This window comes from Nesterenkonia natronophila, from assembly GCF_003595215.1.
GTDB classification, from domain to species: Bacteria; Actinomycetota; Actinomycetes; order Actinomycetales; family Micrococcaceae; genus Nesterenkonia; species Nesterenkonia natronophila.
Map to the genome: position 1 here is coordinate 18,165 of NZ_QYZP01000002.1, position 24,369 is coordinate 42,533.

A 24,369-nucleotide genomic window follows, 5' to 3' on the forward strand; every position below is an offset into this window, starting at 1 on the left:
GTCCGGCGCCTTGCAGGTGCTAGGATTCTGTGGTTTCCGGATCTGTAGCTCAGTTGGTTAGAGCGCACGCTTCACACGCGTGAGGTCGATGGTTCGAGTCCATTCAGATCCACCAAAGGGACGCTCTGTCCATAGCAGACTGGCTCTCAGGCTGCATGTTTTTTCATTGTGCCAGGCCCACGTCGGACAGGCCTGAGTTAGATTGTCTTGTCTGCGGGAGGTTTCATGCCGGAGCGAGGAACGCGCGCACCAGGTTCCGCGCGCGGGAATCACGACGCCGCGGCAGTCCACCGGACTGCCCCTATTGACCCGGTCATCTCTGGACCCACCACCGACACCAGCATGATTCCGGTAATCCGGCCCTCAGACGTCGAGCCGGAAGAACAAGATGAAGGATTCCTCAAGAACCTCACTGGCTCGATTGCAGCCTCCTGGGCCGCCGCTGGGGAGGACACCTACCTAGAGTGGGAGGAGTACGACACTGAGGCCGCGGCGCGTGCTGCGGAAGAGGCCGCGGCGGAGGAAGTCGATTCGACCCGCCATGCGTATACCGATGACTTCTCCCTCGCCGACACCCGGGAACCGCCGACTCTAACTTCAGCGGTCCCGATGGTCGACTCGGAGACCCCGGGCCCCTCACATCCCGTGGCCTTGACCGGTCCGATTACCCTGCCCCCCATCACAGGCCCTTCATCGCCGATCCCGCAGGTGGATGTTGGCGAGCCGATGCGCCGACGCTCTGTATTGCGCCCTTCCTGGCTACGCCCAAGAATCAGGCCGGGAGGGAAAGCCTCTGCTCTGCTGAACCGCACGGTCTTCGACCGCCGGGTTAACCCGCAGTTCGTCTTCAACAAGATCATGCAGACGGAGCGCCCGAAGACAGAAGAGCAGTCGATCGTGGACCGGCTCCAGGGCACTCCGTTTCAGCACACTGTTCAAGGAGATGCGCACGAGGGGCTCGACGAGCTCGAGACCATGAGCTTCGTGCTTGACCTGGGGGAAGCGCTCTTTCGCTACGGCGCTGGCGCCCTAGAGGTTGAGACCTCCATCATCGCGGTCACTACGGCGTTCGGGATGAAGAACACTGACGCGGACATCACCAACCAGTCCATCAGCCTGAATTGGGCGCCCGAAGCAAAGATCCCCTACTCCAGGGTGCGGGTGGTCCGTTCCTGGTCGCAGAACTTTCAGGCGCTCTCCGCGGTGCACCGACTGGTGGCTGACGTCACTTCCGGGAGGTTGACCCGCTCGGAGGCTGAAGCAGAGCTGAAGGAGATCACCCGGCAGCCCAAACCCTACCCGCGGTGGCTGGTCACCTTGAGCGGAGCCATGTTTGCAAGTCTCTTCGCCAGCTACCTTGGGGCGCCGATTCTCGACGCAGCTGCCGGATTTGCTGCAACCCTGCTGGTCATGTGGACTGCCCGCCAGTTGACCTTATGGAGGGTTCCGGAGTTCTTCACTCTCGCCGGAGGAGGGTTCGCCGCTTCAGCTTTCGCGATGATCGCTTTTGGGCTGGACGCCGACATCACTCCGTCCATGGTCACCGCAGGAGGCTTGATGATCCTGTTGCCCAGTGTGCGGATTGTGGGAGCGATTCAGGATGCCATCAACGGGTTTCCCATGACTGCGGCTGGACGTCTGGTGTCAACCATGATCGCCTTCGCAGGCATGACCTCCGGGATCATGGCGGCAGTCGTCGGCGCCGACTTGCTGGGGATCGTCCAAACAGAGCTGGCCCAGGGGCTCACGCGCCTCTACCCGGCGCCAGCGCTTATTCTCCTGGTCTTCTTCGCCTGCAGTGCCGCCGCGATCGTAGAACAGACACGGCCGGCGTTGATTCTCCCTACCGGCGCTGTAGGCGCTCTCGGCTTCTGCGCGCTTTACATGGGAGAAGTCATAGGCTTGGGCGATCGCTTCACCCCCGTGCTCGGAGGGTTCGTGGTGGGAGCGCTGGGCCGTGTGGTGGCGCTCAGACTGGGAGCTCCTCAGCTCGTCGTAGCGGTGCCGGCCATGATGTTCATGCTCCCGGGCCTGATGGTTTTCCGCGGCATGTACCAGATCGCCATCGAGAACACTGCCGGTTCAATGATGGGCGGGCTGTTCGAGCTTTTCAACGCACTGATCATTATTATGGCGATTGCCGCCGGAATTGTTCTGGGCGACGTCGTCATGAGGCGCTTCACCTCCAAGTTGGAGTCCAACGAACGGTCCAATTCTCGCCGCCGCTGACCCGTCAGGCTCACTGTCTGCACCCCGGCGCTAAATTGCCTAGCGTGCCGCTCTGGAGAACTCCCAAGGCCTGCATCAGCGGCCCAATCGGCCAGTCAGGCTCCGTGAAGAGGCAGTCGCCAGTCGATAGGCTCGGCGCCCAGGCGCTGCAATTGCTCGTTGGTGCGGCTGAACGGGCGGGAGCCGAAGAACCCACGCGATGCGGACAGCGGTGATGGGTGCGGGGAGCCAATCACTTCAGTATTCGCGCCCGCGTTTAGGATCGGCTGCAGCTGCCGCGCCTGCGCTCCCCACAGAATTGCGACCAGTGGTCTGCCGGAATCGGCAAGGGCCCGCACAGCCGTCTCAGTCACCGCTTCCCACCCAATTCCACGATGCGAGGCCGGGGTCCCAGCCTCGACAGTGAGCACCCGGTTAAGCATCAGCACTCCCTGCCGGGCCCAGTGCGTGAGGTCACCGTGCGGACTCGGTGGGATACCGAGGTCGCTGTGCAACTCCTTGAAGATGTTGCCGAGCGACCTGGGCAGGGGCCGGACGTCCTCAGCAACGGCAAAAGACATCCCGATGGGGTGGCCCGGCGTCGGGTAGGGGTCCTGCCCGATAATCAGCACCCGGACATCTTCGAAAGGCTGCCGGAAAGCGCGCAGCACATCAGCAGGCGCGGGCAGGATATGATCCCCTCGTCCACGCCTCGTTTTCATTTCCTCAGCGACGGCGGCGAACTGCGGCTCTGCTGGGCGAAGCGCGCGCTCCCAACCGGGGTCCAAAGGCTTGAGCAGTTTTCCAAAAGCACTCACAGCACACCAGGGTAAACGACTCACGAGGGATCACGGTGTGCGGATATGCCGCTGGCCGCCCTGCGCCGCCCGTAGTATAGGGGCATGAGCCAGTTCTCCCATGATGAGTTCGACGAGGTGCAGCCCTACCGGCCGGACGAAGTCGGTAAGCATCGAGCCCCCGGTACGCACCCGAAGGCGGCTGCTGCGTCCTCAGGCATGCTGAAGTGGATTGGTCTGGTGGTGATCGCGGTGGTCCTGATCGCCGCAGTGGGTTGGTTCGTCATCAGGGAAGCCGGTGAAGAGGACGACGCCCCGGTCGCTGAGGAGCAGGACACAGCTGACGACGCCGATGCTGAAGAGGGCAATGGTGAGGATGAGGGTGAGGAGAACGGCGACGATGGCGAAGCCGACGATAACGGCGAAAACGGCGAAAACGGCGAAAACGGGGAGACTGAAGAAGAGCAGGCCGCTGCAGGTCTGAGTGACGAGTACCCGGTGCGAGCCGTCAACGCTGGCGCGCCTGACGGCTCGGCAGGGCAGGTCACCTCTGAGCTTGACGACCTGGGGCTCGACGTTCAGCAGTCCATCGATTGGGACTTCGCCAACTGGGGAACGCCCACCACCCCGCAAATCATCTACCCCGGTGAAGAGCAGCAGGAGCTCGCTGAGGCCATCGGCGAGGAGCTAGGCATCGACAACGTTTCCCAGGGTGGAAGCTGGCAGACCATCGTCGTGGTCATCGGGCCCGAATACCAGTAGAAGGTCCGTTCAGGAGCACCTCGTTTCTTGCACTCTCAGCCACAGAGTGCTAAAAATTGTCTTAGCACTCTCATGATGAGACTGCTAAGACGAACCCATCAGGTGAGGCCCTCATGACGCCCGGAGTGACACCCGGGAGTCGGCCGTCCGTCGCGGGCATCTGACATGGTCCGTCCCTGACGTGGCCCGCACAAACGTTGCCGCGTTTGCACGGGTTTCTGAAATCAGGGACCCAGACGCTAATACCGTCCGAATCTACTCACGTCCAGGAAGGACATGTGCCGATATGGCTAAGACCATTGCATTCGACGAGGAGGCCCGTCGCGGCCTCGAGCGGGGACTGAACAGCCTCGCTGACGCCGTCAAGGTCACCTTGGGCCCCCGCGGCCGAAACGTTGTGCTCGAGAAGTCCTGGGGCGCACCCACAATCACCAATGATGGTGTCTCCATCGCCAAAGAGATCGAACTCGAGGATCCATTCGAGAAGATCGGTGCTGAACTGGTCAAAGAGGTCGCCAAAAAGACTGACGACGTCGCAGGCGACGGAACCACCACCGCTACCGTTCTTGCCCAGGCTCTGGTCAAAGAGGGTCTGCGGAACGTAGCCGCAGGTGCTGACCCCATGGCTCTGAAGCGCGGCATCGACAAAGCCGTGGACGCTGTGACTCAAGAGTTGCTGAGCTCAGCCAAGGAAGTTGAGACCACGGAGCAGATCGCCGCCACGGCGTCCATCTCTGCTGCCGACAAGCAGATTGGTGAGTTGATTGCGCAGGCTCTCGACAAGGTGGGCAAAGAAGGTGTGATCACGGTCGAGGAGTCCAATACTTTTGGGCTTGAGCTCGAGCTCACTGAGGGTATGCGCTTCGACAAGGGATATCTCTCCGGTTACTTCGTGACTGATGCAGAGCGTCAGGAGGCAGTGCTGGAGGATCCGTACATTCTGATTGCCAACTCCAAGATCTCTTCCGTCAAGGACGTCATCGGCATCCTGGAAAAGGTGATGCAGTCCGGCAAGCCGCTGCTGGTCATTGCTGAGGACGTAGAGGGCGAGGCGCTGGCCGCATTGGTGGTCAACAAGCTCAAGGGAACTTTCAAGTCTGTGGCCGTCAAGGCTCCTGGCTTCGGCGACCGCCGCAAGGCCATGCTGGCGGACATCGCCATCCTGACCGGTGGCCAGGTCATCGCGGAGGAAGTTGGACTCTCCCTGGAGAACGCCAATCTGGACCTGCTCGGCACAGCCCGCAAGGTTGTGGTCACTAAGGACGAGACCACCATCGTCGAAGGCGCTGGCAGCGCCGACGAGATCTCCGGTCGCGTCAACCAGATCAAGGCGGAGATCCAGAACACGGACTCCGACTATGACCGCGAGAAGCTCCAAGAACGGCTCGCCAAGCTTGCCGGCGGTGTTGCAGTGATCAAGGCTGGTGCGGCAACTGAGGTTGAGCTCAAAGAGCGTAAGCACCGCATCGAGGACGCAGTGCGCAACGCCAAAGCTGCAGTAGACGAAGGAATTGTCGCCGGCGGCGGGGTCTCTCTGATCCAGGCTGGTGCGCGTGCCTTTGAGTCTCTCTCCCTGGAGAATGATGAAGCCACGGGTGCGAACATCGTGAAGTTCGCCATCGAGGCGCCCCTGAAGCAGATCGCAGTAAATGCGGGTCTGGAAGCCGGTGTCGTGGCGGAGAAGGTGAAGTCCCTGGCCACCGGCCAAGGGCTCAACGCTGCGACCGGCGAGTATGAGGATCTGCTGGAGGCCGGAGTGGCCGATCCAGTCAAGGTCACTCGTTCAGCACTGCAGAACGCGGCATCCATTGCCAGCTTGTTCCTGACCACCGAAGCAGTGGTGGCTGACAAGCCTGAACCGCAGCCAGCCGGTGGCGGTGCAGGCGGCATGGACGACATGGGCGGCATGGGTGGCATGGGCGGGATGATGTAGCCCACCACACGCATAGAAAGACCCGCAGGCCCAGGGCCTGCGGGTCTTTCTATGCGCTCATCGGCCGAACATGCGAGCGTTGGCGAGCTCAGTCTCCTCATAATGTGAGGACGCCGCAGACATCGCTTGCCTGACACCGGCCAGTGACTGCTCAACCTGGACCTGGGTCGCACGCCACTGGGTCAGCACGTCCTGAAACGCCCCTGAGGCGGAACCTTTCCACGTCTCCTGCAATTGGCGAAGTTGGCCCTCCATGGAGCTGACATCGGACTGAATGCGGCTCAGCGTGGCCTCCACCGCGCCTGATTTGGCCATTAGATCTCCGGTGTCGATCTGAAATATCGCCATGAGGCTGCTCCGTTCCTAGTTCTGAGTGGCTGAGAAAGGACCGATGAAGTCCCTTCCGCTTACCACGCTAGGACTCTAGTGTTTCGGTGCACAGAGCAGGAACTAGCAGTGGGCACCTTGGAGCGCGTCGTGGGGCGCAGATCCGAACCTGGGGAAAACGCTGCGCTGCGCCTCGGATGGGCTCAGCCCTCCTGAGCGCCCCGTGCTGCCGTGCGGAACTGCTCCAGCTCCTCCTCTGTGAGTTCAAGTTCGTGATCGTCGTCAGAGTCGAGGGTATCGTCAGTGGGAAGTCGCAACGTCATGGTTGCACCCCCGCCCGGCGTCTCCGAGTGGCGAACACTGCCACCATGCTGGGCGGCGATGGCGGCACAGATCGCCAGTCCCAGCCCGGTACCGCCAGTTTCACGCTGTCGTGAGCTGTCAGCCCGGTAGAAACGCTCGAAGATCTTCTCTGCGTCCTCAGGGTCGATCCCCTCACCATGGTCCCGCACCTCCAGAACTGACTCCACAACTCCCTCCACCAAACTCTGGGTGCCCACCGCCAACTCCATGGGGGTTCCTTCCGGCGTGTAGCGGAGGGCATTTGTCACCAGATTCGTGACGATCTGACGGATCCGTCCCTCGTCGCCGATCACCGGAGCCGGGGACGGTGAGCCACCGTCAAGACCAATTACTTTGACTTCGCGATCTGGGGCGTTGACGGTCATATCCATGACCGCTTCGTGGGCGATGATATTGAGGTCCAGTGGCTTAGGCTCCATAGCCCGCTGCTCGTTGAGCCTGGCGAGGGTGAGCATGTCCTCTACGAGTTGACCCAATCGGGTGGCCTCTGACTCAATTCGCCCCATAGCGGTGCCCACAGCGTCCGGGTTGTCGTTGAGCCCACCTTGTCGGTACAGCTCTGAGAAGCCTCGGATGGTCACCAGAGGTGTGCGCAGCTCATGGGAAGCGTCCTGGATGAAGCGGCGCATCTTTTCTTCCGAGGCTTCCTTCTGCGCAAAAGCCTGCTCAATGTGTTCCAGCATCACATTCAGCGCAGTAGCCAAACGCCCGATCTCCGTCTCCAGCGGTGCAGTAGTGTGAACGCGCTGGGCGAAGTCCCCCCCGGCGATTGCGGCAGCGGTTTTCTCCACCCTGAGAAGCGGCCTGAAGGCTCTGGTGGTCAGAGAGTAGGCGATGATGGAGGCCCCCAGAGTCGCGAGGAGTCCGATTGTTGCCACCAGAAAGCTTGCGCGTTCTACAGAAGTCTCGACGCTCTCCATGGGAAGCGCGATAATGACGGACTCCTCGCCGTGCATCAAATGATGAGCCTGAACTCTGAAGCCGCGAGAGTTCTCTTGGGTCCCGGGAACGTTGAACGATTCGTGACCAAGTTCGGCCGCTTCATCAGGGGTCAGCCGGGGGATCTGAGGAACATCGGCGGTCTCCATGTTGCTGGCTCGCAGTGATAGGCCCGGAATCGGATCCCCCTGATCGTCCAGCATCCAGCCGTAGAAACGAAAGATGGACTGAAACTCAGCCCATGTGGGGCTTGTCTCTTCCTCACCCTCGTCGAAGTCATCAGAGCGGATGTCGTAGAAGTAGTTTGTCAGCGCCTGGGCGTTGCTTCTAAGGTCCTCATCCATGTTTCGAAGCAGCTCTTGCCGATACAGAGAGGCCGAGACGAACGTGGTGACTATCAAAGTCAACAGCAGCAGACCGGAGGTGATGGTGACCAACTGGCTTCGCAGAGAGGTCCTCCGCCAAGCTCGGGAGATCGCGGAGAGCAGACGCATAGGTAAGAGTTTAGGCCCCGCAGCGCGAAACAATGGTGACTACCGCAATCTCGGTAGTGGACCTCTCAGCTCACTTCAGCTACGAGGAGGGAGTAGCTCCTTGCGAGCGTTGGCGTCGCTCCCACGTCTGCAGCACGTAACCCACTCCGCGTTTAGTCTGAATCGCCGGCGCCCCCTCAGCTCCGGATTCGATCTTGCGACGGAGGTAGGAGATGTAGGATTCAACGATCGAGGCGTCACCGTTGAAGTTGTATTCCCACACGTGGTCAAGAATCTGCTGCTTCGACAGGACACGGTTGGGGTTCATCATCAGATAACGGAGGAGTTTGAATTCCGTTGGTGACAATTCGATGATCTCACCCTCGTGGCGGACTTCGTGGGCATCATCGTCCAGTTCAAGGTTGTCGATCCTGATGACCGCGTCCTCGTCGTCGTAGGGAGCGGTGCGACGCAGTACGGCCTTGATGCGTGCTACAACCTCATCAAGGGAGAAAGGCTTGGTCACATAGTCGTCACCTCCCACCGTCAGGCCGGTGATCTTATCGTCAGTATCATCGCGCGCGGTGAGGAAAAGTACTGGAAAGTGCTTGCCTGAAGCGCGTAGTCGCCGAGTGACGGTGAAGCCGTCCATGTCCGGCAGCATCACATCGAGCACAGCCAAGTCAGGCTGGAACTTCTCAGCGATGTCGAGCGCTTCGCGCCCGTTGGCCGCGGCTGCCACATCGAAGCCCGCGAATCGTAGGCTTGTCGCGAGGAGTTCACGGATGTTGGGCTCGTCGTCAACGACCAGCAGCTTGGCTTCCGGTGTTTTATCAGTCACAGAGCCAGTATCGGACTATTTCCTGAGTAGTGACTGTACGCCTGCCGAATGCAACGTTAGCTTTTTCAGGGCTGCTGCAGGGCAACAGGAGTTAGGGCGTTCGGCGCCGCCCGAGGCTGAGCATAATGTAGAGGCACATTAATACGAAGCCGGCCGGGAATCCCCAGAGCGCGGCCCAATAGAGGCCGGCGTGAGGGACCAGTCCTGAGAAGTAGAGGACCAGGATGGCGATCAGAGCGATGAAGGACAGAGCGGTGACGCCGACGCCCAAGATCAGGGAGGCGCGTGAAAGCACACCGGGCGTTGAAGCGGACATCCTGCAATTCTATCCCTCGAGGGTTGGGGGTATTCTGGTACTTGCTCAAAAGGAGGTAGTACACACGTGCCTACGGGAAAAGTGAAATGGTTCGACGCTGACAAAGGATTCGGATTTGTCACCGGTGACACCGGCGAAGAGGTGTACCTGCACTCATCTGCGCTTCCGTCCTCAGTCGCCACTGTGAAGTCGGGAACGCGTTTGGAGTACGGAATCGCTGATGGACGTCGAGGAAAGCAGGCGCTGAGCGTCCGCATACTGAACGAAGCGCCGTCGATGGTCCGCGCCACGCGCAAGCCTGCCGAAGATATGGGTGAGTTGGTTCAGGATCTGGTCAATGTCCTGGACAACACCACCGGTCAGCTGCGCAATGGTCACTACCCCAAAGCCGAGCAGTCCAAAAAGATCGCTGCGCTGCTGCGCCGCGTGGCTGACGATTTCGACGCGTGATCATGGCCTCATATAAGAAGGACGCGGCCTTGGTTGAGGCCGTCAGCGTTGCACGCTCGGCTCTGAGCGAGGTCGCTCTCGCGGCTCAGATTGGCGAGCATCTCGGCACCAGAGCTGACGGAGAGCGACTGATCACACATCGGTTCGCGGCCGACCGACCCGGGTACCGCGGCTGGGAGTGGTTTGTCACGGTGGCTCGCGCCCCCCGAAGCAAGAAGGTCACCGTATGCGAACTGGGCCTGCTCCCCGGGCACGATGCGCTCATCGCGCCCGAGTGGGTGCCCTGGTCCGAACGTCTCGCAGACGCGGACAAGGACGAGTCCTCTTAGGCGTCGAGCACGTAGTCGATGCACTTCAGCAGAGCGCTGACATCCTCCGGATCAACTGATACGAAGGTCGCGATCCGCAATTGGTTCCTGCCGAGCTTTCGGTAAGGCTCGACGTCGACGATTCCGTTGGCTCGTAGGGTGCTTGACACCGCAGCGGCATCCATTGAGTCGGTGAGATCGACGGTGGTGACAACGTTTGATCGGTCGGCGGGGTCGCGCACGAAAGGCTCAGCTGCCCGGTGCCCCTCGGCCCAGTCATAGACACGACGCGCTGAGTCCGCGGTGCGAGCTGAGGCGAAGCCTAGACCGCCGGAGGTGTTGATCCATCGGATCTGCTCCTCCAGCGTCACTAGGGTAGCTAACGCCGGGGTGTTGTAGGTCTGGTCCTTCCTGGAATTCTCGATTGCCGTTGTCAGGCTCAGAAACGCGGGTACCCATCGCTGAGCGGCGAGCTGTTCAGCCCGGGCGAGGGCGGCAGGGGACATGATGGCCACCCAGAGACCGCCATCGGAGCCGAAGTTCTTCTGGGGGGCGAAGTAGTAGACATCAGTTTCAGCGATGTCCACCGAAAGTCCACCAGCTGCAGATGTCGCGTCAATCATGATCAGGGCGTCGTCGTCACTTCCCTGTACTCGGTGCACGGGCGCGGCAACTCCGGTTGACGTTTCGTTCTGCGGCCAAGCGTAGACGTCCACCCCGGCTTCGGCGTGCGGCATAGGGCGGGTCCCTGGCGAGGAGGTGATGATTGAGCTGGGCTCGAGGAATGGGGCGGAGTCCGTGGCCTGAGCAAACTTTCCGCCGAACTCCCCGAAGGAGAGGTGTTGGGCCTTGGCCTGCACCAGACCGAAGCTTGCAATGTCCCAGAAGGCCGTCGACCCGCCGACGCCGAGCACCACCTCGTACCCTTCAGGGAGGCGAAAAAGATCTCTGAGGCCCTCGCGGATGCTGCCCACCAGATTCTTGACCGGAGCTTGCCGGTGAGAGGTGCCCAGGAGGCGGCGTCCGGCGTCGGAAAGGGCGCGCACCTGCTCAGGACGAATTCGGGACGGACCAGCGCCGAACCGGCCATCTTGCGGCAGCAGCTCGGTAGGTATCGTGACGATCTCGGGGCTCACATGCACTCCTTGGGGTGGGTACTACTCGGCAAGATACAGACATGTATATAGGGGACCAGGTGGTGGAATGTTGCTGCACGGATATGCTGGACCGAGCACACCGTCCATCGGTGATTACAGTACCAAGGAGCGCAGACGTTGACTGATCTCATCGACACCACCGAGATGTATCTGCGAACGATTCTGGATCTAGAAGAGGAAGGGATCGTTCCGTTGCGCGCCCGCATCGCGGAACGCCTCGAGCATTCGGGTCCCACGGTCTCCCAAACGGTCGCGCGCATGGAGCGCGACGGCCTGCTGCGGCTGACGGAATCGCGGCACCTGGAACTGACTGATGAGGGCAGGGGGCGGGCGGTGCAGGTGATGCGCAAACATCGCCTGGCGGAACGGCTGCTCTCTGACGTGATTGGCCTGGAATGGCCTTACATACATGAAGAAGCCTGCCGTTGGGAGCACGTGATGAGCGAGCGGGTGGAGCGCCGGCTTGTGGAACTGCTCGACGATCCCGTGGAGTCTCCCTACGGCAACCCGATCCCCGGTCTGGAAGAGCTCGGAGTCAACGTTGGGGCGCATCCGGCGCAGTTGGCGCGGAAGAACCTGCGTGAGGTCGCCACAGAGTACGGCGCCGGGACGGGGGCTTCACTGTGGAAGGTTCAGCGTCTTGCCGAGTCTGTCCAGGTGGAGCCCGAAGTGCTGAGCCAGCTTCTTGACGTGGGCTTGCGGCCCGGTGCCTCCCTGAGGGTGACAGGGTTGAGCGAGGCCTACGCTGAGTTTGTGGTCGATGACGATGTCGAGGGCCGCCTCGAAGTGGAGCTTCCCTTGGAGATCGCACAGCACATCTTCGTCAAGGAAGACCGCTAACAGCTTCCTCACAAGCGTGACTCTGACCTGTCATCCGTGACGATTCCGTGACAGTGTCCAGTGTGATTTTGGCCGACGCTGAGTAACTCGTGACCTAAGTGTGACATTTATATCAATCTGTTATAAAGTCGGTCGCGTGCTCGGGGCAGATGTCCAAAATGCACCCGAGAATCTTCCAGCAGGCGCCAACCCTGCATGTCAGCTGGAGGAATGTTCGCTTAACTGCCGCCCACTGCAGGGAGAGGTTTTATTCACGTGACTGATAACAACACTTTCGTATCGCGCCGTGACCGCCGCGCTCGCAAGAGCTCCAGTGCAGGACACGCCGGCCGCACCACTGCTGCCGTCCTGGCCTCCGCAGGACTCGTAATCGGCACTGGCGTAGCAGCCGGGGCCGAGACTTCGGCCAATGATGGCCGCGCCTCGGGCACGGTTGAGGTTACCGCGGCGATGTTGAGCGTCGAGCGGGCCAGCGTCGAGGCGCCTGCAGTAGTGAGTACTCCCGCAGAAACCGCTCTGAGCTTCGAGCGTCCCGCGTTCTCCACCCAAAGCACTCCTGAGCCTGCTGAACCGGCACAGCCTGCGGAACCGGCAGAGCCTGCTGAACCGGCAGAGCCTGCTGAACCGGCAGAGCCTGCTGAACCGGCAGAGCCTGCTGAACCGGCAGAGCCTGCTGAACCGGCAGAGCCTGCTGAACCGGCTGAACCGGCTGAACCGGCAGAGCCTGCTCCGCAGCAGACTCAGGCCTCAGCTGGAGCCAGCAGCGCATCGGGTCAGTCCGGCTCCTCGAATGGTGGCAGCTCTTCTAGCCAGTCAGGCTCCACTCAGTCCAGCTCTTCGAATGGGGGGAGCTCTTCGAGCGAGTCAGGTTCCTCTCAGTCCGGTTCGTCGAATGGGGGGAGCTCTTCGAGCGAGTCAGGTTCCTCTCAGTCCGGTTCGTCGAATGGTGGCAGCTCTTCTAGCCAGTCAGGCTCCACTCAGTCCAGCTCCTCGAATGGTGGCAGCTCTTCCAGCACCGCCAGCTCCTCACAGCAGTCTGCTCCTTCATCGGGGTCCGGTGGCCGCAGCAGCGTGGTTTCCGCCGCTTACTCAACCCTGGGCACTCCTCACGTGATGGGCGGAACGACTCCGGGTTCCGGAATCGACTGCTCCGGCATGATCCAGTACGCCTATGCACAGGCCGGAATCAGCGTCCCGCGGACCACTCACGGCATGGCATCGCTGCCGCGCGTGTCCAGCCCAGCACCGGGAGACATCGTGCTGTCCAACGGCAACTCCCACGGAGGAATCTACGTTGGCAATGGTCAGGTCATCTCCACAACTGCATCCGCTGGAGTGCGAGTTCACGATCTGCATGCTGGTTGGCACAACGTCACCACCTACCACCGCCCGGGCTAAACACGACTCGGTTAGATAACGAATCTCACGAGTGTGGGGCGCGACTCAGGCCTGAGTCGCGCCCCACACTCGCATTTAAGCCTTCCCCTGGCTGCTCGATGCCCAAAAAGAGGGTCCAGAGTGGCGCTGAAGCACCAGATTCCCAGGCTCTACACAGGTCCAGATGTGCAAGTATTACGAGACTCGTAATCTAAATGTGACATCGAGACGTGTCCGTTATAAAGTCTTCCAGTGATGATCGAACAGACTCCCATTCAGACGCGGCGAGAGCGCCGCGTAGCTGCAGAAGCTGAAGCTCGGCTGGCTGCAAAGACTCGTGCGGCAAAGACCGGACGCAAAGTTGGCGTCGTCCTCGGAACTTCCGGACTCCTTCTGACGACCTCGGTCGCTGCCATGGCAGAAGGCGATCCTCAGTCCGAAGGTCGGGCCCAGGCCACACTGGCAGTTCAGCCCGCTGACGCCATCGAGTTAGCCTCTCAAGCGACCCCAGCTGCCGTGTCGGCGTCCACCGACGTGGAGCTGACATTCGACCGCCCAGCCGTCAGCTCTGAAGGACCGGCTGAGGCTGCCACTTCCAGCCAGCCAGCGACTGCAGAGCCAATTGCAGCGGAGTCCACCGCTGCTGAGTCCGCAGCGGTGGAGGTCCATACTGCAGAAACTGCAGAGACACAGACGACGACTGAGACAGTCGCGCAAACAACTGCCCAAACTACGCAGGCTGCTGAGACGCCGACCACAGAGGTCGCGGAGACACCAGCCACACAGACCGCTGAGGTCGCACAGACAGCCAGCAGCACTGTGGAGACCGAGCCCGCTCCGGCCGCTGGAAGCTCCGTAGTGAGCGCGGCCTACAGCGCAATCGGCACTCCGTATGTCTGGGCCGGCTCGACACTAGGCGGTATGGACTGTTCCGGCTTCATCAACTGGGCCTACGCTCAGGCCGGCCAGCCGCTGCCCGGGGGCGCACGCAGCACCCACGGCATGATGGCCTCACTTCCGCGGGTCTCTTCACCGCAGCCCGGCGATATCGTGGTGGTGGGTGGCATTCGGAGCCAGTACCACGCTGGAATCTACGTCGGCAATGGCCAGATGATCGGCGCACTCGCCGCCTCCGGGGTTACCACCCACGGTTACCATGAGAGCTGGCACAACGTAATCGCGATCCTGCGCCCCTCCTGAGGATCAGGGACCTAACGCTTCACATTCGTGGGGTGCGACTCTTTCGTAGTCGCACCCCACAGGTGTTTCTGCAGACCGCGCGTACGCCCGGATGTCGCGCAGGGGCTTATAGTAATTTGAGGAACCCCCGCCACAGCAGAAGCACGAGACACGGGGAGAAGACCCGGGAACACACATGCGAACCTTGGTGCTCAACGCAGGGTATGAGCCGCTGAACGTGGTGACATCGCGCCGCGCGGCGGTGCTTGTCATGCGCGGCAAGGCCAGCGTGCTGGCCGAAGACGGCCTCCCAATAGTCGCTCCCTCTGTTCTGATCCCGCGTCCGGCGGTGATCCTTCTTCATCAATACGTGAGGGTGGCACGCAGGAACCCGGGGCCGCCCTCACGGCGCAGTGTCCTGCGGCGCGACCGAAAGCAGTGCGGTTATTGCGGGAGATCGGCAGCGACGGTCGACCATGTGATCCCCAAGTCCCGGGGCGGAGATTCCAGCTGGGAGAATCTGCTGGCGTGCTGCGGCCCCTGCAACGTCCGCAAAGGGGACAAGACTCTGGAGCAGCTGGGATGGAACCTGCTTACCACTCCACGAGTCCCACCTCACCATATGTGGCTCCCAGCCGAGCTCGATGCGCCGCGGGAGATCTGGATGCCCTTCCTTGATTCCACGGCGCTCCCTGCGTGAAGCGTGAATCGCCCCCGCCGGACCCCTGAGGTCTGGCGCGCAGGCCCAATTCTGTAAATATTGGCTGTGTCCAATTCGTAGCGTAGGGTTGGGGGATATTGAACGTCATTGTTTTACCCCAGTGACCTCAAGTACCCCACACTGACCTGGCCTGGTTGGTGTGGCCCAGCACCGTGAACCTATCGGTGCATTGCAAGTAACACAGTAGTTAGGAACACACATGGCCACTGGCACCGTAAAATGGTTTAACGCCGAAAAGGGATACGGCTTCATTGCCCCCTCAGACGGTTCGGACGACGTATTCGTTCACTACAGCGCAATTGAGCCCGGCCACGGCGGGTTCAAGACTCTCGAGGAGAACCAGCAGGTTCAGTTCGAGACTGCATCCGGCCCCAAGGGCCTGCAGGCGGAGAACGTCAGCGCTGTCTGACCCCCACTCTTCCTAAAGACCGGCCCCCGGTTCCACTCCAAAGGTGGAACCGGGGGCCGGATCCGTTAAACCGCCGCCCACCCACTATTCATGTGGTTCTCGGCCGGTCTCATTCTGGGGGAACAGTGGCTGAGAGCGCATCGAGGAACCCAATGACAACCTCGCGTTCTTCCGCTGTCAGTGCAGCAGCCACATTGAACCGACCAGCATGGCTCCGGCCGACGATGCGCCGAGCTGTCTTCCGGGTCTCATCGGTCGCCTCGATCGCAGTACTCCTGCGATCCTCAGGGTGCGGCAGTCGGCGAATATGATCTCGCTCGGCGAGACGATCCAATACCTTGGTCACCGCTGCAGTCGAGAGGCCCAGGTGCTGGGCAAGTTCGCTGGGAGTCGCCAGCCGCTGATTGACTTGGGCCGCGATAATGTACCGAAGGGCGCGCATATCGGACTCGCCCAGATCCATATCTTTCCGCATAGCCTCGCTCGTGCTGCGCTCAGCGTTGTGCCATCGTCTGAGCGACTCGAGGAGCCGAACGGTCTGATCGAGCTCAGCGTCGTCGAGCCACCGGTGCTTGACCAGTTCCTCATCCGGGTCCAGCAATCGAGGGTCCATCATGGAGGATTTTTCAGCCTCTCCAGGGCCTAGACCGTTCTTCGCCATAAGTCTTCCTTAGGTTACTATTAGACGAGCACAATGCTAGCTAAGTTAACTATTAACTATAGGGGTGCTGCCTACATGCAGAGCTCAGCAGGTCACGTCGTGCTCCTCACCGACCAGGGTGAACCGTGTGGCACGGAACTCAAAGAGCGCGTCCATTCAAGCCAGACGCCACTGCACCTTGGCTTCTCCTGTCACGTAATCAACTCCTCAGGAGAGGTGCTCGTGACGCGACGTGCGTTGGGCAAACTTACCTGGCCCGGTGTGTGGACGAATTCTTTCTGCGGTCATCCGCAGCCCTCAGAGAATCTCGAAGATGCTGTGCACCGACACGCCCGGCACGAGTTGGGCATCGAGTTGGACAACGTCTCGGTTGAGCTCCCAGATTTCCGGTACCGAGCAACCGATGCTTCGGGCGTCGTAGAAAATGAGATCTGTCCAGTGTTCTCCGCTTCAGCTGTGAGCGTCACTGAGCCGAACCCCAAGGAAGTCGCCGAGTTCATGTGGGTCGAACCGGAGAGACTCGCGGCTGCTGTGGAGTCGGCCCCCTGGGCCTTTTCTCCATGGCTGGTAAGCCAAGCGGCACAACTCTCTATCTACCAAAGAGGTGCAGACACCTCCCGGGCTGGTCGAGGACATCAGTGAAGGCGCCTCAATTCTCCACGCACTTGGGACTGTATTCGCGAACTGCGGAGAGGGCCTCGTCCCGCGTGATTCGCGAGTACTCGACGTCTTTTGGTCTCGCCACACGTTTGCTGCCGGCCCACACACGGGCCGGTATCTGCAACGTTTATGCTCTTGTCCGCATTGCAGACGAGATCGTTGACGGCACTGCGGAAGAGGCCGGGCTCGACGACGCCCTCCGCCGAGGAGTGTTGGACGCTTTGGAGGAAGAGACGCTTGCAGCTTTGGAACGTGGTTTCAGCGCCAATCTTGTTGTTCACTCCTTTGCGATGACTGGTCGAGCGGCCAGCATCGAAGAGTCCTTGGTCCGCGCCTTCTTTCGGTCCATGCGGAGAGACCTGGAGCCGGTGGTGTCGCTGAGCGAGGAACAGTACAGAACCTACGTACACGGTTCCGCCGAAGCAGTGGGTCTCATGTGTCTTCGAGTATTCCTGCAAGACCACCAGGTCTGGGAGGAAGACCTGAGTCGTCTTGAGGCTGGCGCCGCGCGGCTCGGTGCGGCCTTCCAGAAGATCAATTTCCTGCGCGACTTTGCCGAAGATTCCCAGCGACTTGGCCGCACGTACTTCCCCGGAACGTCCCCTGGGACCCTCAATGACCACAGAAAGTCCGAAATCATCGCCGACATTGATGCTGATCTCGCCGAAGCACGCAGGGTGCTGCCCCTGCTGCCACCCGGTTCGCGCCGAGCCACTGCCCTTGCGGCGGCTCTCTTCACGGAGCTCAATGAGCGGCTGCGCCGGGTGGACGCCGCGTCTCTCCATCAGGCCCGAGTCTCGGTACCGAACCGTGTCAAAGCACGAATCCTCGCTGAGACTCTGATTCCACTCCCATCGGGACGAGGATCATGAGCCGGCGATCCGCGGTCGCTAGCAAGGCTGTGGTCATCGGCGGTGGATTCTCCGGATTGGCAACGGCAGCGATGCTGGCGCGCGACGGTCTTGAAGTGACGCTGTTGGAAGCCCGAAGTGAGCTTGGTGGGCGTGCCGCAGAGTGGACGCATGAGGGGTTCAGGTTCGAGACTGGGCCATCCTGGTACCTGATGCCTGAGGTCTTTGAGCATTTTTTCGAGCTGTTCGGCACATCAGTTGCTGATGAGCTCGACCTTCAAGAGCTCGACCCCGCCTACCGAGTGTTCTTCGAAGGTCACGGCCAGCCGTTCGATCTCCCGGCGCAGCGGAGTAAGGAGGCCCTGTTGTCTTTGGGTATCTCCCCGGAGGCGCTCAACGACTACTTGGCCTCGGCTTCGGAGACTTACCAGTTGGCAACCCAGCGGTTGCTGTACTCCACCTTCTCCAATCTGGGGGCCTTTCTTGACCCCGCGCTGCTCAAGCGCCTCCCTAGACTTCTGCGTCTGCTCTCTGAGCCGCTTGATAGATTCATCGCCCGCCACACCAAGGATGAGCGACTGCAGAAGATCCTCGGATACCCAGCAGTCTTCCTGGGCACTTCGCCATCCGATGCGCCGAGCCTCTATCACCTCATGAGTCATCTAGACATCTCCCAGGGAGTTCTCTACCCTCGAGGCGGTTTCAGTGCAGTCGTCGGTGCAGTGGCTCGCATGGCTGAACAGCAGGGTGTGAGTCTAAAGACGGGCTGCAGAGCCGAGCACATCACAACCTCCCGAGGCCGCACGACCGGTGTCCATTTCACAGATGCCAGGGGAAGGCGACAGTTCATCGCCGCTGATGTAGTGGTGGCCAGCGCTGATATGCATGTCACGGAAACTCAGCTGCTTGCGCCCCGGGACAGAACGCGATCGTCGCGCGCCTGGAAGCGCAGGGACCCTGGCCCCAGTGCAGTTCTGGCGCTGCTGGGAGTCCGGGGGAAAACTCCCCAGCTGACCCATCACACGCTGCTTTTCACCGAAAACTGGCAGCGGGGCTTCGATGAGATCGCGGGGAAGACTCCAGCGGCGGGGCCGCCCCGATCAATCTATGTTTGCCGGCCCAGCGCCTCCGACGCTGTGGCCCCCGAAGGTCACGAGAATCTCTTTGTCTTGGTGCCCTTGCGCGCCGACACGTCCTTGGGATCCGGTGGCACCGACCGGACAGGTGACGAAGCAGTAGAGCGCGTCGTCGATGATTCCATCCGGCAAATCGCTGAATGGGCGGATATCCCTGATCTTGCTGAGCGGATTGTGGTTCGGAGAAGCGTGGGGCCAGCGGACTTCGCCCGTGACTTTGGGGCATGGCAGGGAGGGGCCCTCGGCCCCGCCCACACCCTGCGTCAAAGTGCGTTCTTCCGTGGACCTATCACTTCTCCCAAGGTAGAGGGACTCTTCTATGCTGGTTCAACCACGATGCCAGGAATTGGCGTGCCAATGTGCCTGATCAGCGCTGAGCTGGTGCTGAAGTCGGTACGAGGCGACACCAGGACAGGCCCGGTGGAGGCCTCGCGTGCCGGTTGAGCCGACGAATCTGTTGTACCTCGCTGCCCTGCTGACTTCAGCGGCCTGCATCTTGCTCATCGACTGGAGGCACAGTGTCTTCATCTTCCGAGAGCCGCTCCGCGCGAGCGTCATTCTGGTCATTGGTGCGGTCTTCTTCCTGTTGTGGGATATCGCCGGGATCGCGCTGGGGATCTTCTTTCAGGGCACAGGACCGTACATGACCGGCATAATGTTAGGGCCGGAGTTGCCGCTGGAGGAGTTGGTTTTCCTGCTGTTCCTCTGCCACATCACCATGGTGCTGGTGTTGGGTTCTCAGAGGGTGTTGGAGAGGAGGGCCAAGTCATGACTTACGTGGTACTTTCGGCAGGCTTCCTTGCGGTGGCGGCTCTCATCGCCGGGGGGGCGCTCGTCATACACCGTCGGACTGGGGGTCCCGCAGACTTCTCCTGGCAGGCGGTGGCGATCGCAACAGCGGTGCTGCTGTTGCTCACCGCTGTCTTCGACAACGTGATTATCGGCGTCGGACTCGTCGACTATTCGGAAGAGCACATTTCGGGCGTGCGTTTGGGCGTGGCGCCGATTGAAGACTTCAGCTACTCGATCGCGGCTGTGCTTCTGCTCCCGGCGCTGTGGGTGTTGCTCGGTCGGGTGCAGACCCGCAGGAGAGCCGATGCTCACTGACATGCTCCGCTCATCACGCCCGCTGAGTTGGATCAACACCGGGTATCCATTCGCTGTGGCCTACGTGCTGACCGCTGGCGAAATCGACGCCGCGCTCATCATTGGCACGCTGTTCTTCCTCATTCCTTATAACTTGGCCATGTACGGCATCAATGACGTCTTCGACTACGCTTCAGATGTCGCCAACCCTCGCAAGGGTGGCGCCGAAGGCGCACTTCTCGCACCGCGCCTCCACAAACCGGTCTTACTTGCCTCCGCGGCAGTCTGTCTGCCTTTCGTCGCAGCGTTGATTCTGCTCGGCACGTGGCACTCCTGGATCGTGCTGGCCTGCAGTCTCTTCGCTGTGGTGGCGTACTCGGCACCTCCGCTGCGATTCAAAGAAATCCCAGGATTGGACTCGTTGACCTCGAGTGTGCACTTCGTCAGCCCTGCGGTATATGGACTCGTCTTGGCGGGAGCCAGCATTGACCTGGTTACTCTTTGCATCCTGACCGCTTTCCTGCTCTGGGGCATGGCAAGCCACGCGTTCGGGGCAGTCCAGGACATCGCCCCCGACCGCGCCGCCGGTATCAAATCCATTGCCACAGCGCTGGGAGCTCAGAAAACTGTCCGTTCCGCCATGGCCCTCTGGGCAGCTGCTGGCCTGCTGATGCTCGGTGTCGGATGGCCCGGGGCGCTCGCCGGGCTCTTGGCTCTGCCCTATCTTGCAGCGGCGGCGCCATATCGAAATCTCACCGATCACCAGGCTGGCCGGGTGCACGGTGGTTGGCGCCACTTCCTGTGGATCAACTACGCGGTTGGAGCTGCCCTGACCCTTCTTCTCTTCCGAATATTCGGTTCTCCATGATGTGGCAGTCCGCTGAGCGTGCCTGCCGGAGGTCCAACTCATCCCCACGCAGAAAGGAACCTGATCATGACTGAGACAACACGCGGTGCTGCAGAGGTGCCGCACGCCAATGAGGCCTCGGTGGCCGGCCCTCCGCACGTGTCCGAGCCCCAAGAATACGACGCAATTCTGCTGGCCGGTTTTGGCGGACCGGAGGGTCAGGAGGATGTCATCCCCTTCCTGCGTAACGTGACTCGGGGCCGCGGCATCCCGGATGAGCGTTTGGAAGAGGTCGCCACGCACTACCGACACTTCGGTGGTGTCAGCCCCATCAACGAACATAACCGTCAGCTGCGTGCAGCGTTGGTGGAGGAGCTGCGGGAACGAGGAATGACATACCCGGTGTACTGGGGGAACCGCAACTGGGACCCCTACTTGGAAGATGCGGTGAAAGAAGCCGCAGCCAATGGGCACACCCGCCTTCTGGCATTTGCGACCAGTGCATACAGCTCCTATTCGAGCTGCCGCCAGTATCGGGAGGACTTCGCCCGGGCCATCACTGACACCGGTTTGGCGGGGGTGGTGCGCATTGACAAAATTAGGCAGTTCTTTGACGTGCCCGGTTTCGTTCAGCCGTTCGCCGAAGGCGTGGCGGCAGCCCTCCACGAGTTCGCCGACGACGGACTGGCCCCGGAGGAGATCCGAATACTGTTCGCCACTCACAGCATTCCCACTGCCGATGCGGAGCGGTCGGGCCCCCGGGAGCTCGGCCTGGGGGAAGGGGGCGCCTACGCCGCGCAGCACAAAGCTGTCGGTGCCCAAATTATGGAGCAGCTGACCGAAGAGGGCAAAGCCGATCATGGGACTCGATGGGAGTTGGTGTACCAGTCACGTTCGGGTCCACCGACTCAGCCGTGGCTGGAGCCGGATGTATGTGATCGCATTGCAGAGCTTCCTGCGGAGGGAGTCAAGGCCGTCGCGGTGGTTCCCCTCGGGTTCCTCAGCGACCATATGGAGGTGCTCTGGGACCTCGACAACGAGGCACTTGAGGCAGCCCAGGAGGCTGGCCTGAAGGCCACCCGGACGCCCACCCCGGGAGTGCATCATGCATTTGTCAGCAGCGTCGTGGACTTGCTGCAGGAGCGCATGGCAGCTGTTCCGCCCGAGGAGCGGCCCCACGTGACGGAGCTTGGGCCATGGTTCGATGTATGCCGTCCGGGCTGCTGTGAGAATGTCCGACTGGGCTTCCGCCCCGCAGCGGCAGGGATCGCGCCCTGAGGCTGGGCATCTGGTCCTGGCTAACTCTGCGCAGCGCTGGTGGGCCCGTTGGGACCACCAGCGCTGCCATTTAGACCCGCTCTGGGATTCTCGCGGTGCGGTCAGCGCCCTGAGCGGCTTCGTGCTGGCGATGAATTTGGGACGGCCACCAGAAGCGCCCGCCCAGATCGACGCCTAGCGCCGGGATCAGGAGGGTGCGGACTATCAGGGTGTCTATCAGGACACCGAGGGAGACCAGGAAGGCCAACTGGACCATGAACATCAGGGGCAGCACTGCCAGTGCAGCGAACGTCGCTGCCAGTACTACGCCGGCACTGGTGATGACTCCGCCGGTAATGACCAGTGAATGCAGCAGACCTTCCCGTGCGCCGCGCAGTGGAGTCTCCTCGCGCGCTCGAGTGGTGAGGAAGATGCTGTAGTCCACGCCAAGGGCGGTGAGGAACACGAAGCCGAACAGCGGCACGGTGGGGTCAGCGCCCGGGAAGCCGAAGACGTAGTTGAATACCAGGGCGGAAATGCCTAGGGCGGCCAAATAAGACAGCACAGTGGTGACCAGCAGCAGCACCGGGGCAACCAGTGATCGCAGCAGAATCACCAAGAACACCAGAATCACGGCGAGGACGATTGGGATGATGGTCAGCAGGTCGTCCTGTGCTGTCTCATTGGTATCCAGCTGGGTGGCGGTCGTGCCACCGGTAAGGGCCTGACCATCCAACTCCTGCAATTCGTCTCGCAGTTCACGGATGGTGTTCTCCGCAGCCAGTGAATCACCCGCGTCGGTGAGAGTGACTGACAGCTCCACGAAACCGGCGGCTTCGGCGGCTTCGGCAGGGGACTGGGCGGGGGAGCCTTCCTCGGAGACAAGGTAGGCCTCACCGACTCCGTCGACAGACTGTACGATCGTCAGTGCCTCGGCCGCTTCATCAGCTGGGGCGTAGACATCGGTCGGCGCACCCGTCCCGGCATCGAAGTGCCGTTCCAACATCTCCTGACCGGACTTCGCGTCAGTCTCGCCAAGCACGAGCTGAGACTGCGGGACGCCTTCTGCCCGCAGATCCAACACGCCAGCGGAGCCGCCCAGCAGCAGGAGGGTGACAAGCACCCAAATGGTACGGGGACGGCGGCGGACAAGCGACGCCGCGGCTGTCCACAAACGGGCCTGCTTGCGTTCCTGACGGCGCTGGCGCCTGCCGGGCTCCGACGCGGAAACCGCCGCCGCTGCGCGGGGCGTTTTGGGCCAGAACACTGGCCGACCGAGCAGGGCTAGCAAAGCAGGGAGGAACGTCAGCGTCGCGATCATGGCAAAGACGATGCCGGCGCTGGCCACAGGTCCCAGGGCGCGGTTGGAGTTCAGGTCTGAGAAGAGTAGGGCCAGCAGGGCTACCGCGACAGTTCCTCCGGAGGCCAGGATCGCGGGTAGGGAACGGCGCCACGCCAGCCAAAGCGCTGAGAACCGATCTTCTCGGTGCAGCAGTTCTTCTCGATATCGAGCGACAAGCAGAAGGGAATAGTCGGTGGCAGCACCGATAACCAGTATGGAGAGGATGCCCTGCGCTTGACCATTGAGCTGGATCCACTCCATCTGTGCCATGTAGTAGATCACGACGATCGCTGCACACAGCGCAGCCATGGAAGAGAGCAACACCAGGAACGGCAACATCACGGAGCGGTAGACCAGCACCAGAATAATGGACACCGCGACCACTGCTACCAGCAGCAGTAGGCCGTCGATGCCGGAGAAAGCTTCGGCGAAGTCGTCGGAGAGGGCAGCCGGCCCCGTCACATGCGCTGTCCACTCATTCTCCGGCAAGAGGTCTTCGACGGCGGCCCTGAGGCCGTCCACCGCCCCTTCCTCAACGGCTTGATCGTCCATCAGGACCAAGATCTGCGCGGCTTCCCCATCCTCAGAGACTTGAGGGGGCAGCACCTGAACTGCGCCCTCGAGGTCGGCGAACTCGCCAGAGGCGGCCTCCAAGGCGGACAACTGCTGCTCGGTGACCTCGCTGGCAGACGGTTCCGCTACGACTGTCGCGGGGACGGCGTCGTCGTCGGAAAACTCCTGACTCAATTCCAGCGCCAAAGTGGATTCGGCGTCGGCAGGCAGGAAGGTGGTCTGATCATTAGAGATCACTTCCGAGACTTTGCCGAATGTCTGGCCCCCGACGGCCGTGATGGCAAGCCAGACCAAGACCGCGATGGCGGGTAGCAGAATTCGAGCCCAACGGAGAACCTTGCCGCCCTCGCGCGTAGTGTTCAATTTTCGCCTCTCACTGGACCATTATTCGCGGTTATTCTACGGTGATCATTGACACTTCCGGCACTGCTCAGATCCAAATCCTCTCCTGGCGAAGTGGGCAGAGAGTCCACCCCGGTCCGATGAGTGGCGGCCGGGGACTGCTCCACGTGAAACCTATCGACCAAACTGGGAGAGACTGAGATTGTCACCTGAA

25 protein-coding genes and 1 tRNA gene are annotated in these 24,369 nt (G+C 61.3%); 18 read left to right on the forward strand and 8 right to left on the reverse strand.

Going from position 1 to position 24,369, the window contains the following annotated elements; genetic code table 11:
* The first annotated feature begins 38 nt into the window (after positions 1-38).
* Positions 39-115, forward strand: a tRNA-Val gene (locus tag D3250_RS05140).
* Between the two features lie 110 nt (positions 116-225).
* Positions 226-2,229 (forward strand): threonine/serine exporter family protein, encoded by a 2,004-nt coding sequence (locus D3250_RS05145; RefSeq protein WP_119902331.1) that lies wholly within the window; start codon positions 226-228, stop codon positions 2,227-2,229.
* Positions 2,230-2,324: 95 nt separating this feature from the next.
* Here the strand turns inward: D3250_RS05145 and D3250_RS05150 are convergent, their stop codons facing one another.
* Complete coding sequence (locus tag D3250_RS05150) at positions 2,325-3,026, reverse strand: uracil-DNA glycosylase (RefSeq protein ID WP_119902332.1); 702 nt, start codon at positions 3,024-3,026, stop codon at positions 2,325-2,327.
* Positions 3,027-3,110: 84 nt separating this feature from the next.
* Between D3250_RS05150 and D3250_RS05155 the strand changes: the two genes are divergently transcribed.
* Together D3250_RS05155 and groL are read left to right on the forward strand one after the other, a co-directional pair.
* Entirely contained in the window at positions 3,111-3,767 is a 657-nt protein-coding gene (locus D3250_RS05155; protein WP_119902333.1) for a LytR C-terminal domain-containing protein, read from the forward strand.
* Positions 3,768-4,053: 286 nt separating this feature from the next.
* Positions 4,054-5,700, forward strand: coding sequence for a chaperonin GroEL (gene groL, locus D3250_RS05160; RefSeq protein ID WP_119902334.1), 1,647 nt, complete (start codon positions 4,054-4,056; stop codon positions 5,698-5,700).
* A 57-nt stretch (positions 5,701-5,757) separates the two neighbouring features.
* Here the strand turns inward: groL and D3250_RS05165 are convergent, their stop codons facing one another.
* The 4 genes from D3250_RS05165 to D3250_RS05180 form a co-directional block, all read right to left on the reverse strand.
* Positions 5,758-6,048: a WXG100 family type VII secretion target gene (locus D3250_RS05165; RefSeq protein WP_119902335.1), complete on the reverse strand. Its 291-nt coding sequence runs from the start codon at positions 6,046-6,048 to the stop codon at positions 5,758-5,760.
* Positions 6,049-6,230: 182 nt separating this feature from the next.
* Positions 6,231-7,823, reverse strand: coding sequence for a sensor histidine kinase (locus D3250_RS05170; RefSeq protein WP_119902336.1), 1,593 nt, complete (start codon positions 7,821-7,823; stop codon positions 6,231-6,233).
* A 79-nt stretch (positions 7,824-7,902) separates the two neighbouring features.
* Positions 7,903-8,643: a response regulator transcription factor gene (locus tag D3250_RS05175; protein ID WP_119902337.1), complete on the reverse strand. Its 741-nt coding sequence runs from the start codon at positions 8,641-8,643 to the stop codon at positions 7,903-7,905.
* Between the two features lie 91 nt (positions 8,644-8,734).
* A complete protein-coding gene (locus D3250_RS05180) occupies positions 8,735-8,959 on the reverse strand; it encodes a hypothetical protein (protein ID WP_119902338.1) in 225 nt (74 codons plus the stop codon).
* A 66-nt stretch (positions 8,960-9,025) separates the two neighbouring features.
* Here D3250_RS05180 and D3250_RS05185 point away from each other — a divergent pair, with 66 nt between their 5' ends.
* Together D3250_RS05185 and D3250_RS05190 are read left to right on the forward strand one after the other, a co-directional pair.
* Complete coding sequence (locus tag D3250_RS05185; RefSeq protein WP_119902339.1) at positions 9,026-9,409, forward strand: cold-shock protein; 384 nt, start codon at positions 9,026-9,028, stop codon at positions 9,407-9,409.
* Positions 9,410-9,411: 2 nt separating this feature from the next.
* A complete protein-coding gene (locus tag D3250_RS05190) occupies positions 9,412-9,738 on the forward strand; it encodes a DUF3027 domain-containing protein (RefSeq protein ID WP_119902988.1) in 327 nt (108 codons plus the stop codon).
* Here D3250_RS05190 and serC read toward each other — a convergent pair.
* Entirely contained in the window at positions 9,735-10,853 is a 1,119-nt protein-coding gene (gene serC, locus D3250_RS05195; protein ID WP_119902340.1) for a phosphoserine transaminase, read from the reverse strand. The two genes, D3250_RS05190 and serC, sit on opposite strands and share 4 nt — an antisense overlap.
* A 138-nt stretch (positions 10,854-10,991) precedes the next feature.
* Here serC and D3250_RS05200 point away from each other — a divergent pair, with 138 nt between their 5' ends.
* The 5 genes from D3250_RS05200 to D3250_RS05225 all read left to right on the forward strand — a co-directional run bounded on the left by D3250_RS05200 (position 10,992) and on the right by D3250_RS05225 (position 15,400).
* Positions 10,992-11,714: an iron-dependent transcriptional repressor DtxR gene (locus tag D3250_RS05200; protein WP_119902341.1), complete on the forward strand. Its 723-nt coding sequence runs from the start codon at positions 10,992-10,994 to the stop codon at positions 11,712-11,714.
* Positions 11,715-11,969: 255 nt separating this feature from the next.
* Positions 11,970-13,112, forward strand: a complete 1,143-nt coding sequence (locus D3250_RS11850) for a C40 family peptidase (RefSeq protein ID WP_192892564.1) — start codon at positions 11,970-11,972, stop codon at positions 13,110-13,112.
* Positions 13,113-13,346: 234 nt separating this feature from the next.
* A complete protein-coding gene (locus tag D3250_RS05215) occupies positions 13,347-14,291 on the forward strand; it encodes a C40 family peptidase (protein WP_147383484.1) in 945 nt (314 codons plus the stop codon).
* Positions 14,292-14,466: 175 nt separating this feature from the next.
* The gene (locus D3250_RS05220) at positions 14,467-14,970 is read left to right on the forward strand and encodes an HNH endonuclease (RefSeq protein WP_119902344.1); all 504 of its coding nucleotides are present in this window, start codon (positions 14,467-14,469) and stop codon (positions 14,968-14,970) included.
* Between the two features lie 220 nt (positions 14,971-15,190).
* Positions 15,191-15,400: a cold-shock protein gene (locus D3250_RS05225; protein ID WP_119902345.1), complete on the forward strand. Its 210-nt coding sequence runs from the start codon at positions 15,191-15,193 to the stop codon at positions 15,398-15,400.
* A gap of 109 nt (positions 15,401-15,509) precedes the next feature.
* On the opposite strand, the gene D3250_RS05230 is transcribed toward D3250_RS05225, so the two are convergent.
* The gene (locus D3250_RS05230) at positions 15,510-16,061 is read right to left on the reverse strand and encodes a MarR family winged helix-turn-helix transcriptional regulator (protein WP_225973166.1); all 552 of its coding nucleotides are present in this window, start codon (positions 16,059-16,061) and stop codon (positions 15,510-15,512) included.
* A 75-nt stretch (positions 16,062-16,136) separates the two neighbouring features.
* Between D3250_RS05230 and idi the strand changes: the two genes are divergently transcribed.
* The 7 genes from idi to D3250_RS05265 all read left to right on the forward strand — a co-directional run bounded on the left by idi (position 16,137) and on the right by D3250_RS05265 (position 21,919).
* Positions 16,137-16,703, forward strand: coding sequence for an isopentenyl-diphosphate Delta-isomerase (gene idi / locus D3250_RS05235; RefSeq protein ID WP_119902346.1), 567 nt, complete (start codon positions 16,137-16,139; stop codon positions 16,701-16,703).
* Positions 16,700-17,593, forward strand: coding sequence for a phytoene/squalene synthase family protein (locus D3250_RS05240; protein ID WP_225973167.1), 894 nt, complete (start codon positions 16,700-16,702; stop codon positions 17,591-17,593). Before idi ends, D3250_RS05240 begins: the two co-directional genes overlap by 4 nt.
* Positions 17,590-19,152: a phytoene desaturase family protein gene (gene crtI, locus D3250_RS05245; protein WP_119902348.1), complete on the forward strand. Its 1,563-nt coding sequence runs from the start codon at positions 17,590-17,592 to the stop codon at positions 19,150-19,152. The genes D3250_RS05240 and crtI overlap by 4 nt, the downstream gene beginning before the upstream one ends.
* Positions 19,142-19,480, forward strand: coding sequence for a lycopene cyclase domain-containing protein (locus D3250_RS05250; RefSeq protein ID WP_225973168.1), 339 nt, complete (start codon positions 19,142-19,144; stop codon positions 19,478-19,480). The genes crtI and D3250_RS05250 overlap by 11 nt, the downstream gene beginning before the upstream one ends.
* Positions 19,477-19,815, forward strand: coding sequence for a lycopene cyclase domain-containing protein (locus tag D3250_RS05255; protein WP_119902349.1), 339 nt, complete (start codon positions 19,477-19,479; stop codon positions 19,813-19,815). The genes D3250_RS05250 and D3250_RS05255 overlap by 4 nt, the downstream gene beginning before the upstream one ends.
* Entirely contained in the window at positions 19,805-20,662 is an 858-nt protein-coding gene (locus D3250_RS05260) for a prenyltransferase (protein ID WP_119902350.1), read from the forward strand. The genes D3250_RS05255 and D3250_RS05260 overlap by 11 nt, the downstream gene beginning before the upstream one ends.
* A 66-nt stretch (positions 20,663-20,728) precedes the next feature.
* A complete protein-coding gene (locus D3250_RS05265) occupies positions 20,729-21,919 on the forward strand; it encodes a ferrochelatase (RefSeq protein ID WP_119902351.1) in 1,191 nt (396 codons plus the stop codon).
* Positions 21,920-21,989: 70 nt separating this feature from the next.
* Here D3250_RS05265 and D3250_RS05270 read toward each other — a convergent pair whose 3' ends face one another.
* On the reverse strand, positions 21,990-24,176 hold the full coding sequence (locus D3250_RS05270) for an MMPL family transporter (protein ID WP_119902352.1): 2,187 nt from the start codon (positions 24,174-24,176) through the stop codon (positions 21,990-21,992).
* Between the last annotated feature and the right edge of the window lie 193 nt (positions 24,177-24,369).